Source organism: Haemophilus parainfluenzae (assembly GCF_003253005.1).
In the GTDB taxonomy this organism is placed as follows: Bacteria; Pseudomonadota; Gammaproteobacteria; order Enterobacterales; family Pasteurellaceae; genus Haemophilus_D; species Haemophilus_D parainfluenzae_M.
Map to the genome: position 1 here is coordinate 324,677 of NZ_QEPZ01000002.1, position 15,326 is coordinate 340,002.

At 37.4% G+C, this 15,326-nt stretch carries 12 protein-coding genes and 3 pseudogenes; 10 read left to right on the forward strand and 5 right to left on the reverse strand.

Translation table 11 applies throughout. The features are described from left to right. The first annotated feature begins 2 nt into the window (after positions 1–2). The gene (gene cysB / locus DPV97_RS04100; RefSeq protein WP_049366941.1) at positions 3–974 is read left to right on the forward strand and encodes an HTH-type transcriptional regulator CysB; all 972 of its coding nucleotides are present in this window, start codon (positions 3–5) and stop codon (positions 972–974) included. Positions 975–1,032: 58 nt separating this feature from the next. On the opposite strand, the gene DPV97_RS04105 is transcribed toward cysB, so the two are convergent. Together DPV97_RS04105 and prmB are read right to left on the reverse strand one after the other, a co-directional pair. Continuing rightward, positions 1,033–2,097 carry an MFS transporter gene (locus DPV97_RS04105; protein WP_070714451.1) on the reverse strand — a complete coding sequence of 355 codons (1,065 nt, stop codon included), beginning with the start codon at positions 2,095–2,097 and terminating at the stop codon, positions 1,033–1,035. A gap of 96 nt (positions 2,098–2,193) precedes the next feature. Continuing rightward, positions 2,194–3,138 carry a 50S ribosomal protein L3 N(5)-glutamine methyltransferase gene (gene prmB / locus DPV97_RS04110; RefSeq protein WP_070714449.1) on the reverse strand — a complete coding sequence of 315 codons (945 nt, stop codon included), beginning with the start codon at positions 3,136–3,138 and terminating at the stop codon, positions 2,194–2,196. An 84-nt stretch (positions 3,139–3,222) separates the two neighbouring features. Between prmB and smrB the strand changes: the two genes are divergently transcribed. The 4 genes and pseudogenes from smrB to DPV97_RS04130 all read left to right on the forward strand — a co-directional run bounded on the left by smrB (position 3,223) and on the right by DPV97_RS04130 (position 9,295). Next, positions 3,223–3,732: an endonuclease SmrB gene (gene smrB / locus DPV97_RS04115; RefSeq protein ID WP_005695969.1), complete on the forward strand. Its 510-nt coding sequence runs from the start codon at positions 3,223–3,225 to the stop codon at positions 3,730–3,732. A gap of 141 nt (positions 3,733–3,873) precedes the next feature. Beyond that, a complete protein-coding gene (locus tag DPV97_RS04120) occupies positions 3,874–4,050 on the forward strand; it encodes a helix-turn-helix domain-containing protein (protein ID WP_186821760.1) in 177 nt (58 codons plus the stop codon). After that, positions 4,032–4,681, forward strand: a pseudogene (locus DPV97_RS04125) (glutathionylspermidine synthase family protein); the annotation flags it as partial. The gene DPV97_RS04120 and the pseudogene DPV97_RS04125, both read left to right, overlap by 19 nt. 99 nt (positions 4,682–4,780) lie before the next feature. Beyond that, positions 4,781–9,295: a S6 family peptidase gene (locus DPV97_RS04130; protein WP_111382895.1), complete on the forward strand. Its 4,515-nt coding sequence runs from the start codon at positions 4,781–4,783 to the stop codon at positions 9,293–9,295. Between the two features lie 196 nt (positions 9,296–9,491). Here DPV97_RS04130 and DPV97_RS04135 read toward each other — a convergent pair. Then, positions 9,492–9,941 (reverse strand): annotated as a pseudogene (locus tag DPV97_RS04135) (branched-chain amino acid transport system II carrier protein); the annotation flags it as partial. On the opposite strand from DPV97_RS04135, the pseudogene DPV97_RS09655 reads away from it, so the two are divergent. Further along, positions 9,940–10,137, forward strand: a pseudogene (locus DPV97_RS09655) (IS3 family transposase); the annotation flags it as partial. The pseudogenes DPV97_RS04135 and DPV97_RS09655 overlap by 2 nt on opposite strands. A gap of 42 nt (positions 10,138–10,179) precedes the next feature. Here the strand turns inward: DPV97_RS09655 and argS are convergent. Then, on the reverse strand, positions 10,180–11,913 hold the full coding sequence (argS, locus tag DPV97_RS04145) for an arginine--tRNA ligase (protein WP_049364115.1): 1,734 nt from the start codon (positions 11,911–11,913) through the stop codon (positions 10,180–10,182). A gap of 88 nt (positions 11,914–12,001) precedes the next feature. Here argS and DPV97_RS04150 point away from each other — a divergent pair, with 88 nt between their 5' ends. The 4 genes from DPV97_RS04150 to dapD all read left to right on the forward strand — a co-directional run bounded on the left by DPV97_RS04150 (position 12,002) and on the right by dapD (position 14,337). Next, positions 12,002–12,571: a VOC family protein gene (locus DPV97_RS04150; protein ID WP_049364116.1), complete on the forward strand. Its 570-nt coding sequence runs from the start codon at positions 12,002–12,004 to the stop codon at positions 12,569–12,571. Positions 12,572–12,575: 4 nt separating this feature from the next. Then, positions 12,576–12,875, forward strand: a complete 300-nt coding sequence (locus tag DPV97_RS04155; protein ID WP_049364117.1) for a hypothetical protein — start codon at positions 12,576–12,578, stop codon at positions 12,873–12,875. 23 nt (positions 12,876–12,898) lie between these two features. Beyond that, on the forward strand, positions 12,899–13,363 hold the full coding sequence (locus DPV97_RS04160) for an outer membrane lipoprotein (RefSeq protein WP_049364118.1): 465 nt from the start codon (positions 12,899–12,901) through the stop codon (positions 13,361–13,363). A 146-nt stretch (positions 13,364–13,509) separates the two neighbouring features. Then, positions 13,510–14,337, forward strand: a complete 828-nt coding sequence (gene dapD / locus DPV97_RS04165; protein ID WP_005695977.1) for a 2,3,4,5-tetrahydropyridine-2,6-dicarboxylate N-succinyltransferase — start codon at positions 13,510–13,512, stop codon at positions 14,335–14,337. Between the two features lie 71 nt (positions 14,338–14,408). Here the strand turns inward: dapD and tehB are convergent, their stop codons facing one another. Beyond that, on the reverse strand, positions 14,409–15,269 hold the full coding sequence (tehB, locus tag DPV97_RS04170; protein ID WP_070714447.1) for an SAM-dependent methyltransferase TehB: 861 nt from the start codon (positions 15,267–15,269) through the stop codon (positions 14,409–14,411). Positions 15,270–15,326: the final 57 nt, after the last annotated feature.

Consider the following 15,326-nt stretch of genomic DNA (forward strand, 5'->3'; position numbering starts at 1 on the left):
CGATGAAAATGCAGCAACTCCGCTACATTGTTGAGATTGTAAACCAAAATTTAAATGTGACTGAAGCCGCGAATGCGCTTTATACCTCTCAACCTGGTATCAGTAAACAGGTTCGCTTGTTAGAAGATGAATTAGGTTTAGAGATTTTTGAGCGTAATGGTAAACACATTAAATCTATTACGCCAGCGGGTAAAAAGATCGTCGCTATTGCTCGTGAGCTTTTAGTGAAAGCCCAAAGCATTAAATCAGTGGCCAATGAATATACTTGCCCGAATCATGGTGTGTTACGTATTGCGACAACTAATACACAAGCGCGTTATATGTTGCCGGCTGTGGTGGAGCGTTTCTCTAAACAATATCCGGATGTGAGTTTACATATTCATCAAGGTTCACCGACGCAAATCCATGATGCATTGATTTCAGGTGAAGTAGATTTAGCGATCACAACAGAAGCGCCGTATCTTTTTGATGATTTGATTCAACTGCCTTGCTATTTGTGGAATCGTTCGGTGATTGTTAAACCTGACCATCCTTTAGCAAAAGTGAAAAATCTTACTGTTGAGGAGTTAGGTAAATATCCGTTAGTCACTTATACCTTCGGTTTTACTGGTGTGTCCGATTTGGATTATGCGTTTAACCGCGCGGGGATTCTGCCGAATATTGTGTTTACCGCAACGGATGCTGACGTGATTAAAACTTATGTGCGTTTAGGATTAGGTGTGGGCATTATGGCCTCTATGGCTCATACACCAGCAGATAAGGATTTAGTGGCGATTGATGCTGGGCATTTGTTCCGTGCGAGTATGACGCAAATTGCGTTTAAACACAGCACTTTCTTACGCAACTATATGTATGACTTTATTGAATTTTTCTCTCCACACTTAACCCGACCAATGGTTGAAAAGGCTGAGAAATTGCGTGATAACAGCGCGGTGAAGAAATTGTTTGATAATGTTGAATTAGAAGTGAAATAAGTATAGAAAAATATAAAAGCGCGGTCAGAATTTAATGTGAATTCTGACCGTTTCTTTTTTACAATAAAAACAAATGTGGCACTAAGTTCATGACGATAACTGTTGCGATAGAAAGCAATAATCGTGATGAGCCAAAGATAAAACCTCGATTGGTACCATTATCAAATTTTACTAATAAATTTGCCATCGCGGTTAAAGCATAGACTTCAATCACCGTGAAAATGACCAAGTAAATATAAGCAGAAACCAAAGAAATATATTTCAACGTAATAAACCAAGGGAGGATAATGCCAATAGCCAAGATTGGTGCCACCCATAAGGTTTGTTTAATCGTTAAATTGATTTTTCGAGAAAAATAACTTTGCAGCGAAACAGTCAGTAAACCATTTACAAAAAGTGCAATGGGTGAGTGTTCCGGCATGCCTAATTTGTTGTCAAACAGGAAAGGGAAGATCACAAAGAATGAGGTTGCAATGGAAAGTGGAATAAACAACATCAAATGCACCAATAAAAATTCTTTGGTGATGATTTCTTTAATTTGGGCAAAGCGAAATTTTACTAAGGTTTGCAAAGTTTGGATTTGATAAAACGGTTTAACCATTAAGGCAAAGAGAATCGCTTCCATTGCAAAGCAGACCCAAATCAACCATTCAATATGATTGTATTTGATAAATGGAATCACCAATAAAGGCGCAAACATAGACGACATGGAAGTGACTTTCAAATATTTTCCCTGTAATCGGTTTTTTTCTTTGTATTCTTCACCCGCGAGCACCAATAGACAGGCTTTCGCATTGGTACCAAACAAACAGCTGCCTAAGCCAAAACAGGTAGTAGCAATTAAAAGTAGAATGTAATTGTCGGCAGAGAGAAAGAAAATATAGGCGATGACATCTAAAAAGCATCCGAGCAACATCATTTTTGCCAGTCCAAAGCGGTCACCCCAGATACCGGCTAAAATAGCCAATGCTTGGTTGCAGAAAAAAAGCAACGAGAGCGAAAAGGCAATTTCGCTGTTGCTTAATCCTTTTCCTTGTAAATAGATGAAAAATACCGTTTGCATGGAAAAGAATGCAAGGGTAGAAAAGAAACGACGAGTCAGTAAAAGTTTTTGTAAATTCATTGTTTTATTAAAAAAAGAAAAGCACGCGTTAAGAACGCGCGCCAGTAATTTGTAAGTGCGGTCAAAATTCACGACGATTTTTAACCGCACTTGTGATTAAAAAGAATCGTGATATTTCACTAAATCTTCGCGGCTAATGGCAAATACGCCTAGACCGCCATTTTTTAGTTCAACCCATTCAAATGGTACATCTGGATATTGCTCGATAAGGCTCACCATGCTGTTGCCCACTTCACAAACGAGCATGCCATTTGGTGTTAAATAATCTGGTGCTTGTTTTAAAATTTGCTTTGTAATCTCTAAACCATCAACACCGGAACCTAAAGCTAGTTCAGGTTCATAGTGGAATTCTTCTGGCATATCAGCCAAATCTTCTTCATCCACATAAGGCGGATTGGTGACGATTAAATCATATTGCTGACCGAAGAGATTTTGGAATAAATCTGATTGAATCGGGAAAACACGATGTTCTAATTGGTGGCGAGCAATATTGATTTCTGCCACATTTAACGCATCCACAGAAAGATCGACCGCATCTACTTCAGCTTCAGGAAAGGCTTCAGCCGTCGCGATTGCGATACAACCACTGCCAGTACAAAGATCTAAAATACGTTTTGGTTCAGATTTTAAAAGCGGAGCAAATTTATCTTGGATTAATGCACTAATTGGCGAGCGAGGAATAATCGTACGCTCATCTACATAAAACTCTAATCCGCAGAACCACGCACTATTCGTTAAATAAGCGACTGGCACACGTTGTTTGATACGACTTAAAACTAATTGTACTAAAGTTTCTTTTTCTGAATGAGTAAGTTTACTGTTAAATAAATCTTGCGGTAAGTCGAGTGGCAATTGAAGCCCTGCAAGCACTAATTGAAGACTTTCATCCCACGCATTGTCATGGCCTTGCCCGTAGTAAATATCAGAACGATTGAATGTGCTGTATGTCCAGCGTAAAAAATCTTGAATGGTTGTTAATTCACTTGCCACATTATCTTCTAAAATTGTCGCAACAAGTTCTTGATTGTGTAAGGTTTCCATTTTGTGCCTCAATAAAAAATTTGGCTAGTTATACCATAGAATAGATGTGCTATCATTAAGCAAAATAACAAATTGAGAAAAATAATGACAGAACCAGATGATTTTGATCTTTTTCGAGCGGAAACAAAAGGGATCAAGCCCATCAAGCAAGATACCTTTGTGGCGCCGCGTCAAAAGAGCGGTCAAAAAAAATCCCATTTACGTGATATTCGAGAAAAAGAAGATACGCTTTTCTATTTTTCCGATGAATATGAACCATTGCTAAATGAACATGATGGTGTCATCAAATATTTACGCGAAGGGGAGGATAGCCATTTATTGAAACAACTTCGTCGTGGCGATTTTTCACCCGAATTATTTTTGGATTTACATGGTTTAACTCGTGAGCAAGCCAAAATGGAATTGGCAGCACTGTTGTTAGCTTGTGAAGATGAGCATGTTTATTGTGCGAGCATTATGACTGGCTACGGCACCTTTACGTTGAAAAAACAAATTCCACGTTGGTTAGTTCAACACCCTAAAGTACGTGCATTACACCAAGCTCCCAAAGAATGGGGCGGAGAAGCGGCGATACTTATTTTAGTGGATGTATAAAGAAAAAGAGCGGTCGAAATTGATCTGCATTCCAAAAGTTGGACTCAACAAACCAACAATTGAGGTGCAGATTTTTTTATGGGTAAACACTACACAATTGAATTTAAATTACAGGTTCTTCAACCTATTTTGGATGGAAAAATGAGTATTAGAGAAGCTGCGCGTTTTTACAATATTCCTTCCAACGCCTTAGTCGGGACATGGTTGAAATGGTTTGAAAAAAGTGGCATAAAAGGACTTATTCCCCGTAAACCATCAGGACGACCACCGATGAAACCCCAATATGCAAAAATGCCACCGATAATCGTGATCACCTGATTGATGATGAAAATAATCAAGTTCAAACTGTTTGGAAAACTTGGGCATGGGAAACCATGCTGGAACAACTTCGTGAAGATGCAACAGGAATGGAAGTCGCTCCGCCTATTCGCACAGGTTATCCTGAAGATAAAGTGCGGTTAATTGACATACTACTTCGCCCAGAAGTGTTGGTTTATGAACCATTTTGGATGGCAATTTCAAGCAATAAGGCGATTTTGCCTGTGCTTTGGTCTTTATTCCCTAATCATCGTTATTTGTTAGAGGCAAGTTTTCATCTCACACCAAACTTAATTCAGAATGGCTATGCACAAAAACCAATTGCAGGTCGCCGAGGTGATAACGTTAAATTGATTGGTGAAAATAATTCCATGCTGGACACAACCGATGGGTAGTTTGGTCAGCAAGATAGTATTTATCAACAGCTTTGGTGCTTACCACAAGTGGAAGATCAATATTTGCAAATCTGTACTTTTATTGTTGGAGGGCATTATGGTGCACTTGCCTACGTTCTGATTCAAGTCGTGTCATTGTAGAAAATAGCGATATGCAGCCTTTGAGAGGGTTGAAGGATAAGGTGTTATTTGGACGAAAAAATGATCAGGTTGCCGTGCATTACTTACTAAAATAGAGTATTATTAACGGTTCTAATTTTTAAAGATTAGCGTAATTTTTACCGCACTTTACTCGAATTTATATTTTTCTATTTATAAGTTATAAGGCAACCATAATGCATCAAATCAATTTGTTTCGTCCAACACTTTTGACATTAAGTCTTGCTTTTGCGAATTCTTACGCGCAAGCCTCAATGGTCCGTAATGATGTGGACTACCAATTTTTCCGTGATTTTGCTGAAAATAAAGGACAATTTACAGTCGGATCTAGCAATATTCCCGTTTTTAATAAACAAGGTCAGAAGATTGCAACAGTATTACCCAATTTACTGATGCCTGATTTACATGTGGCAAATAGGGTAAGCGGTATTGCAACTTTGTTTCATCCTCAGTATATCGCCAGTGTAAAACATAACTTAGGTTATGGTTCTGTACAATTTGGCGATAGTGATAATAATTCAGATAGTCATTCTTTTAATTATCTTATTACAGATCGAAATAATCATAGCCGGTTGGATTTTCATGCCCCTCGGTTACATAAATTAGTGACCGAAGTCGCTCCGATACCACTAAATAATATTGCATTTGATAATGCTAAAAAAACAGGGCCACGCAATGGCGCTTTTTTAGATAAAAATCGTTATCCGTACTTTGTACGAGTAGGCTCTGGACGTCAATATTTAAGAAGTAAAGATGGTAAAGACAAAACATCTTTAACATCTGCCTATCATTATCTCACTGGTGGAATACCGCTTACACCACGAGGATCAATGGACAATTGGATATCATTTAATGGTGATATTTATGATGGGCTAGTAACTTACGGTTTGCCTGGTGATAGTGGCTCACCGCTATTTGCTTATGATGCGAAGGAAAAACGCTGGGTATTAGTCGCAGTGCTATCTACTTTTGCGGGTTATGATCGGACTGAGAACATTTATACGATTATTCAACCTGATGTCATAGCACAAGCTTTTAAAAACGATGAGATTCAGATTCCACTTCGTGTTAAAGAGATCCAATGGCGGAATTTAGGTAATGGCGATAGTGTATTAAAAAATGGTGCTGAAAATATTCATGTAGCATTAGAAAGTTCATCTAAGAAATCATTAGATCAAAATACGCAACGTCCTTCTTTAGATAACGGTAAGACTATTCATTTCCAAGGTGGTGATGGATCAACTCTCATTCTTAAAGATAGTATTAACCAAGGTGCGGGGGCTTTATACTTCAATCAAAATGCCATTGTTCGCGCAGAAAATAATGATACTACTTGGCTAGGAGCGGGAATTGTCGTTAACGGTGATAAAACGGTTCATTGGCGCGTAAAAAATCCTATTAATGATCGCCTTTCAAAATTAGGAACGGGCACACTTTATGTTGATGGCCAAGGCAAAAACCTAGGTGATATTAGTGTAGGTGATGGAACTGTAGTACTTGATCAAAAGTCGTTTAATGGACAGCAGCGAGCCTTTAATCAAGTTGGGATAACAAGTGGCCGAGGAACAGTTATTCTTGCCAATAATAAGCAGGTCAATCCAGACAACATTTACTTTGGTTTCAGAGGTGGGCGATTAGATGTTAATGGAAGTTCGCTCACTTTCCATCGTATTCAAAATGCTGATGACGGTGCAAAAATTGTTAATAATCACCGCACTTATGCCGCTGAAATTAATGTAATTGGTCGTAATGATGTAACGGCTCAAAATATAGAATGGGTAAAATGGGGGCAGGAGCCTACCACTTCGTTTGCGTTGTATGAATATAAAAATAATCATAGAAATAACCGATTCGATTATTTCCGTTTAAAAGATGGAAAAAATCCACGGGCTTATTTCCCTTTGGATATGGAAACTACCAATGATTGGGAATTTTTAGGTAATGACAAACAAAAAGTTGTAGGAAACGCAGTCGCAAAAGAAAATGCGAAAAAACGTTTAGATACCTTTAGTGGTTTCCTTGGCGAGTATGATTCTCAACGTTATAACGGTGCATTAACATTTAATTACAATCCTAACCATCACAATAGCGTACTTGTATTGAATGGCGGTACGAATTTAAATGGTAATTTAAATGTGTCAGCGGGGCATCTAGTGCTTTCTGGCATTCCTACGCCTCATGCTTATGATCATTTAAACAAAAAAGAAGTTATAGATGAAAATAGTTGGATTAATCGCCAATTCAAAGCGCGCGAATTTAATGTTTCAGGCAATGCAAAACTAGAAAGTAGTAGTAATGTAAGCTTGTTAGAAGGGAATTTCAATGCTCGACATCAAGCCCAAATTCAACTAGGTTTTACTCAAGGTAAATCCAGTGAATGTATTCGTGCATCTTATACAGGTTACACCACATGTTCTGATAATAAGACTTTAGGGCGTTTGGCTTTTGATCGTATGCCTGTGACTGTTGTGCGTGGCAATGTGGATTTAAAAGATAATAGCCAGCTTAATTTAGGTAAAGCGCATTTAGTTGGGCGTATTAATGCGATGCCAATGACACAAATTCGTTTACAGCCTAATAGTCAATGGACATTAAATGGAAATAGTGCGGTAGGAAATTTAGATCTTTTACCTAATAGCCAGATCACATTAAATACTGGTTATGATGACTTAAATAAAGATTATCGAGGCTGGGTTCAATTTAATGAGTTAACAATTAATGGAAAATTGACAGGGAATGGTCACTTCCGTTTCTTAACGAATGTGGCGGAACGTAGAGGCGATCATATTACAGTAAATGGGCTTGCTTCAGGTTCTTACATCCTTTCTGTAAAAAATACGGGTAAAGAACCTAATGAAGTAAATCCATTAAGCCTTGTTAAATTAAATCATCCAAATCAGCGAATGGGGCAAGCTCGTTTTGTGCTTGAAAATGGTTATGTTGATTTAGGGGCATATCGTTATATTTTAGCTAATCGCAACAATGATTATCGCTTATATAACCCGTTGCGTGAGGCCGAACAGTCTTTTCAAGGTAGTGAGCAACTTATTGCAAATAGTCAACGTGAATTTGAGAAAGTGCATCAATCACTTAATCAAAAGCAACAAGAGCTAAATCGATTAAATTCTCAATATGAGGATGTGAAAGCAAAAGAAAATACTTATAAATCACATGTTGCACGATTGCTTTCAGATATAAATCAAACTAATAATCAAATTGATAATGCTTTTAATGAATACAATCGTACGCCTCGTATCCGTTTTATTAAACGCCGTAAATTGTATGAGCAATTCATGCAATATAAATCTAAGTTAGAAAATCAACGTAATGAATATCGTAATATTAATTCTCAAGCAAATTATTATGCGGAACAAGTGTCTTCGGTACTCGGTAGCGTTAATTCGATAAAAAATGAAGTGAATTCGCTTTCATCTCAACAAGGTAATTTGCAAGCAGAATTAAATCGTTTACAAGCGGGTTATGCAAATAAAATTGCACAAGCCCAAAAACTTTGCACAGCCCAAGGGATTTCATCTGATGTATGTCGAAAAGTTGCTAAAGTCGCAAATGATAGCGATCTAGCGGCTTTTGAAGCGGAGCTTGATGCAAATATTGATCAAGTTGAATTTGCTCAACAAGCATTAGAACATGCTAAAGCATCTGGTGATGAAAGTGCGGTTCATTTTGCGCAAGAAAATTTGGATCAAACTATACGATCTCTCGTTAATGCGCTTAAAGATACTTATACAACTTTAGGTGATATCAATCATGTCTTAGGTGTGATACCTGAAGATGTCGCAATTCCTGTACAGGCTCAGCTTATCAGCCGTTATTCCAATACGGCTTTATCAGAGCTTTCTGCAAGTGTTAATTCTGTATTACAAATTGGACGGAATTTAGATCGTCATTTATTAAGCCAAGATAAATCGAATGTTTGGGTGAATACCGAAACAAGTCAGAGAACTTATCGATCTGACTACAACCGTCCATATAAGCAAAATTTAACATTGACTCAAGTTGGCGTCGCTCAGGCATTAAATTCGAACATGCAAATTGGTGCGGTGCTTTCTCATTCTCGTGCGAATAATGAGTTTGATGAAAATGTATCAGGTACAAGCCGACTAACTGGTATAAATGGTTTTGTTAAAGGCGAGTGGAATAATGGAGTCTTTGCAAGTTTTGACTTAGGTTATGGGCGTATCCGCAACAATGTAAAATTTGACGAAGAAAACAAAACGTTCCACCGTAATATTTTGAGTGCCGGTGGAAATATTGGGGCTTCTTTGGATTGGGGAATTAATGTCACACCTTCAGTTGGTATGCGCTACTACCGTCTATCTAGCACAAACTACCAATTAGACGGTGCAAATATCAACAGTAAAACCTTACATTTAACCACTTACCGTGCTGGTGTAATGTTAGATAAAACGTTTGATATCAATGGTGTAAAATTCACCCCAAGTTTCTCAAGCAATTACTATGATGCCACTCAACGAAAACTTGCCATTGAGGGGGTATTAAGCGTCAATGATGTTGCATTAAAACAACAATTTGGACGTTATTTTACTCATGAACTTGGTTTTAGTGCTCAGATGAAACAGTGGAATATAAGCACGAATATTGGAATGCTTAAGGGCTCTGATGTTGCGCTACAGAAATTTGCTTCATTAAAAGTTGGCTTTACTTGGTAGAAGTGCGGTAGAAATTTAGAGCAAAATAAATACTAGCTTTAAGGACTGATGACAATATTTATTGGATTCAGTCCTTTTTATTTTGTATTTTTTAGGGTGAGGTTTCTAGATTGGAATAAAAAATCAGCCATCAAACAGTGGTTATATAGTCCCATGTTTGATGGCTGATGAAGATTAGTTTTAATTTTTTTGAATATTAATGACTTGTTTTAGGCAATGCTTTTCCAATTAAAATGCTTGCAACTAACATCACTAAAGTCGGAACCAACCAGGCCATTCCTTCAGATGAAAGAGGGAAGTGTTCCAATAATGAATTAATGCTTTCTGGTAACATTTTAACGTTATTTAAGCTGTCACATAAACTAAAACAAACAGTTACGATTAATGTGCTGTTGTATGTCAATTTTATTGATGGAAGTTTTTTGCGTAAGAATTGCAATAATACAAGTACAATCGCTACCGGATAAATTAATAACAAAGCAGGGATCGTAATGCGAAGTAGATCCGTTAAACCATATTGTGAAACGGTGATTGTCATTGCGGTAAAAAGTGCGGCCCAGAAGGGGTAAGAAAAACGCACAGAGAATTTTGAAAAATAGTCAGCAGCAGCACTCGTTACACCAACAAGGGTTGTTAAGCTCGCTAATTGCTTGGACAATGCCGCGATGGAAAGTTTCTTTGGGTGATTAAAAACAGAATGTTTTTATGGCCGGGAATTTAACAGTAGAGAAGAGATAGTTGATGCCGTCAGGGATTATTTGGATTACTATAACCACCGACGGATTCAACTAAAATTAAAAGGATTGAGTCCGATACAATATCGAAAACAATCCTTTAAATAACAGTCTAACTTTTTGGGGGCAGATCAAATTGACCGCTCTTTTTTACATTTTTTCTATTGTCTTAATGCCTAATAACTCTAGACCTTGTTTTAAGGTTTTCTCTGTAAGAGAAGCGAGTTTTAAACGGCTTAATTTTACGTTTTCATCTTCTGCATTTAAGATTGGACAGTGTTCATAGAATGAGGAGAACACACCAGCCAATTCATATAAATAAGCACAGAGGACATGAGGTGTGCCTTCTTTGCCCACTGTTTGAACTGCTTCTTCAAATTGAAGCAATTTGATCGCTAATGCACGTTCTTTTTCATCAGAAAGCTGAATCTTAGCTTCTGCAAGTGCGGTTGGATTTACATCTGCTTTATTGAAGATAGAACGAATACGCGTGTAAGCATATTGCATATAAGGCGCAGTATTACCTTCAAAGCTAAGCATATTGTCCCAATCGAATACATAGTCAGTCGTGCGGTTTTTAGAAAGATCTGCATATTTCACCGAGCCAATACCTACCGCTTCAATAACCGCTGTTTTTTCATCATCAGATAAATTGGTATTTTTTTCGTTGATTAATACAGTTGCACGTTCAATCGCTTCATCTAATAAATCTGCTAATTTTACGGTGCCGCCAGTACGAGTTTTGAATGGTTTACCATCTTTACCCAACATCATACCAAAATTTTTATGTTCAAGTGAGAAGCTGTCTGGTACATAACCTGCTTTACGCGTAATTAACCACGCTTGTTGCATGTGTTGACTTTGGCGTGTATCAGAGAATACTAATGCACGATCCGCTTTTAAGGTTTCATAACGGTATTTCGCTGCAGCGATATCAGTAGTAGTATAAAGGAAACCTCCATCTTTCTTCTGAACGATAACGCCCATTGCTTCGCCTTCTTTATTCTTGAATTCATCAAGATAAACCACTAATGCACCTTCATCTTCAACGGCTAAACCTTGTTTTTTCAGATCTTCAACGATAGCAGGCAACATTGGGTTATAAAGACTTTCACCCATTACATCTTTTTCGGTTAAGGTTACATTTAAGCGATCATAGTTGCGTTGATTTTGTTGCATGGTGATATCGACTAATTTTTTCCACATCGTGCGGCAATATTCATCTCCACCTTGCAATTTCACCACATAGTTACGGGCTTTTTCAGCGAAGGCTTCATCTTCATCATAGTGTTTTTTCGCTTCGCGATAGAACGCTTCCAGATCTTGAAGTTCCATTTCGCTCGCATGTTCATTTTCCATTTTTTCAAGATAAGCAATGAGCATACCGAATTGCGTTCCCCAGTCCCCCACGTGGTTCGCACGAATAACGTTGTGACCTAAAAATTCAAGGGTACGAACAACGGCATCACCGATAATGGTAGAACGTAAGTGACCTACGTGCATTTCTTTCGCAACGTTTGGTGAAGAATAATCAATCACAATAGTTTGTTTTTCATTTGCGCTTACACCAAGATTTTGATCTTTTAATGCAGCAGAAACATTATTCGCTAACCAAGTTGGATTTAAGAAAATATTGATAAAACCTGGACCGGCAATTTCAGTTTTTTCCGCAACATCAGAAAGGACAGCATGTTCTAATACTTTTTGTGCAAATTCACGTGGATTTAAACCTAGCTTTTTAGCAGATGCCATGATGCCGTTTGCTTGGTAGTCACCAAATTGGGGTTTACCAGATTGACGAATAAGCGCATCACATTGTTCATCTGCGCCAGCAGCAATCATCGCTTGTTTAATTTTATCGGATAAAATAGATTGAATATTCACGGTTTTTCCTAATCTTGAAATTGAATAATGAAAATAATCGGCTATGATACCGTTGTTTATAGATTTCTCAAAGTAAGAGCAGGAGAAAATGTCAAATTTAATGGAAAAATCGACCGCACTTTATCAAGAATTACCTTTATTTCAGGAAAAAATTCAGCAATTAGCTTCCATCATGAAAGTAAATTTGGGTGATTACCAAATCGATCATTTAGCTTTAAGAGCAAATAGTGAAGAAAAAGCAAAAAATTGGCTGACAGAATTATTAAAGTGCGGTAAAATTTTAAGCGATAATATCGTTAATGGGCGTTCTATCTATTTGGTTGAATTAGATGAGCCAGTTGATTTCATTGGTCAGCCTGTCGATGTTATTGAATTACCGTTTCCTAAAAATAAACAATATCCCCAAGAAACTTGGGAACATATTGAAATTGTAATGCCGTTTTTATCTCATGAATCTGTTGAGGATTGGGTTAATCGGATTTGCAATACATTTTTATGGAAGGAACTAACTCAATTAACCATGAAGGTGAGCGAACCTAAGGTGGAAGGGGAGCAATTGCCGAATCCATCAATTGCAGTGAGTTTTGTTGATAAAACAGAAAATCATGTTTGCATAAAGGTTCATCCTTATACAATAAAGAAAATACTCGAGGTTTAGTGTAATGAAAAAAATTACCTTAGCATTAACTGTCTTATTAAGTTTAGGTTTATCAGCTTGTTCATCTCAATCACAGAAAGATGAAAGCGCTTATAAAGGCCAAGTTATCTTCACCGAATTACAAGGTGATAATGTAAAATTAACCGTTCGTAAAAACGACTGCTCATACAAACAAGAAGGTGAAACTGAAGTGATCGTTCACAAATACGATTCAACTTTAGTAACTGGTGCTTGTGTGAAAGTATCTGACAACGGTCAAGGCGTGAAAAACGTTTCAACTTGGTCTCCAAGAAACCCAATCTAATTTATTTTTAGAAGGTTAGTTTTATGAAAAAAGTAACAGTTGCATTAGCACTTATGATGTCTATCGGTTTGACTGGTTGTGCGAACACTGATGTTTTTAGCGGTGATGTTTATACAGCTGGTCAAGCAAAAGAAGCACGTTCAATTAGCTATGGTACAATCGTATCAGTTCGTCCTGTTAAAATCCAAGCTGATAATAATGGTGTAATTGGTACAGTTGGTGGTGGTGCTTTAGGTGGTATTGCTGGTAGTACAATTGGTGGCGGTACAGGTCAAGCCATTGCAGGTGTTATTGGTGCGATTGGTGGTGCCATCGCGGGTAGCAAAATTGAAGAGAAAATGAGTCAAGTTAATGGTGCAGAACTTGTTATCAGAAAAGATAATAGAGAAGAGATCGTTGTAGTTCAAAAAGCAGATCCTAGCTTTAAAGCTGGTCGTCGCGTAAGAATCGTTGGCGGTTCATCATTAAATGTTTCTGTTATCAACTAACTAGAACTAAAATAGAAAAAGCGAGCCATGATAGGTTCGCTTTTTTTATGTTTTAAATCAAAAGAAAGTGCGGTTGTTTTTTGCTTGAAAGTCAAAAATATGATAAAACTATCAACCGTTATTTCACATCAACAATAGGAAGCAAAATGTCAAATTTACAACAAGTTATTGAAGCTGCATTTGAAAAACGTGCAGAAATTACCCCTAAAACAGTTGATGCACAAACTCGTGCAGCAATCGAAGAAGTGATCGAAGGATTAGATAGCGGTAAATACCGTGTTGCAGAAAAAATTGATGGTGAATGGGTTACTCACCAATGGTTGAAAAAAGCAGTATTATTATCTTTCCGTATCAATGATAACCAAATTATTGATGGCGCTGAAACCAAATACTATGACAAAGTGGCATTGAAGTTTGCTGACTATACCGAAGAGCGTTTTGCTCAAGAAGGTTTCCGTGTCGTACCTTCTGCAACAGTACGTAAAGGGGCATACATTTCTAAAAACTGTGTATTAATGCCATCTTATGTAAATATCGGTGCATATGTGGGTGAAGGTACCATGGTTGATACATGGGCAACTGTAGGTTCATGTGCACAAATTGGTAAAAATGTTCACTTATCTGGTGGTGTAGGCATCGGTGGTGTATTAGAGCCATTACAAGCAAACCCAACCATTATCGGCGATAACTGTTTTATCGGTGCACGTTCTGAAGTGGTTGAAGGGGTGATTGTGGAAGATGGTTGTGTGATTTCTATGGGCGTATTCATCGGTCAATCAACGAAGATCTACGATCGTGAAACAGGTGAAGTATTCTATGGTCGTGTACCAGCTGGCTCAGTAGTTGTTTCAGGTAGTCTTCCATCAAAATGTGGTAAATACAGCTTATACTGTGCAGTGATCGTGAAAAAAGTTGATGCAAAAACTTTAGGTAAAGTAGGTATCAACGAATTATTACGCTCTATTGAAGAGTAATTCAAATACCATAAAAAATGACCGCACTTTATTTGACAAAGTGCGGTCATTTTCTTTTCTAAATTAGCAAATTATTTTTTTCTTGCTAACATTGTCGCAAATTTTAATTTAATGCGATTGCCATTTTCATCGGTTTTGTGTAACTCGCCCATATTTTCGTTGTATTCTAAGAATTCCCAATCTTTGTAATATTCTTTTAATTCACCTTCCGAGAACGTAAATGAGAAGGCTAGTGGGCAAGGCACCTCAGGCGTAGACATGGCTGCTACAATTAAATTATAACCACCTGGGTTGGTGTGTTCTTGCATATTCTTAATAATGGCTGGAATTCGCTCACGGTTTAAGAACATAAATACCACGGTAGATAAAATGAAGTCGTAGTTTTCTTGAATATTGGCGGTGTTAATATCATAAACAGCGGTCTTAATATTCAAGTTTTCTTTGTCTTTAGTTTCGTTCAAGAAGGCTATGCTGTTTTCGTTGTGATCCCAAGAGGTTACATCATAGCCTTTTAAACTTAAATAAAGTGAATTACGACCTTGTCCGCAGCCTAAATCTAGCACTTTACAAGGTTTGATAATTTTAGCTGCATCAACCACATCACCATGCGTTGCAGTCATATTGTATTTTTTGCTGAAGTAATCTTCTTTTGTGCAATAGAAACCAAGCGTACATTCTAAGTCATCAGAAAGTGCTTCAACTCGGTGCCAGGCTTGTGGCTCAACAAATGGAATATCACTTTCAGGCGTGAAAATATGCTCAGCAATGACATCGCCATTTTCAGTTAGCTCATAAAACTTAAGTTTACCTTTTAGCACTGTAAGTTTGCCCCAAGTTCCCACTTTAGTATTGTGTTTTTCTTGGAACATTTTAGGTAATTTATCTTTTGTCCAAACCGGCATTTGTTTATAGCAGATAAGTTCGTTTGTCATAATGAATTCCTTTTAATTGCATGATTAATAGCTGATTGATATGGTAGGGTATTTAAT

Excerpts from the sequence above, each read along its gene's own strand:
- cysB (WP_049366941.1), top strand. The coding sequence starts at position 3 with ATGAAAATGCAGCAACTCCGCTACATTGTTGAGATTGTAAACCAAAAT.
- DPV97_RS04105 (WP_070714451.1), bottom strand. The coding sequence starts at position 2,097 with ATGAATTTACAAAAACTTTTACTGACTCGTCGTTTCTTTTCTACCCTT.
- prmB (WP_070714449.1), bottom strand. The coding sequence starts at position 3,138 with ATGGAAACCTTACACAATCAAGAACTTGTTGCGACAATTTTAGAAGAT.
- smrB (WP_005695969.1), top strand. The coding sequence starts at position 3,223 with ATGACAGAACCAGATGATTTTGATCTTTTTCGAGCGGAAACAAAAGGG.
- DPV97_RS04120 (WP_186821760.1), top strand. The coding sequence starts at position 3,874 with ATGAGTATTAGAGAAGCTGCGCGTTTTTACAATATTCCTTCCAACGCC.
- DPV97_RS04130 (WP_111382895.1), top strand. The coding sequence starts at position 4,781 with ATGCATCAAATCAATTTGTTTCGTCCAACACTTTTGACATTAAGTCTT.
- DPV97_RS04150 (WP_049364116.1), top strand. The coding sequence starts at position 12,002 with ATGTCAAATTTAATGGAAAAATCGACCGCACTTTATCAAGAATTACCT.
- DPV97_RS04155 (WP_049364117.1), top strand. The coding sequence starts at position 12,576 with ATGAAAAAAATTACCTTAGCATTAACTGTCTTATTAAGTTTAGGTTTA.
- DPV97_RS04160 (WP_049364118.1), top strand. The coding sequence starts at position 12,899 with ATGAAAAAAGTAACAGTTGCATTAGCACTTATGATGTCTATCGGTTTG.
- dapD (WP_005695977.1), top strand. The coding sequence starts at position 13,510 with ATGTCAAATTTACAACAAGTTATTGAAGCTGCATTTGAAAAACGTGCA.
- tehB (WP_070714447.1), bottom strand. The coding sequence starts at position 15,269 with ATGACAAACGAACTTATCTGCTATAAACAAATGCCGGTTTGGACAAAA.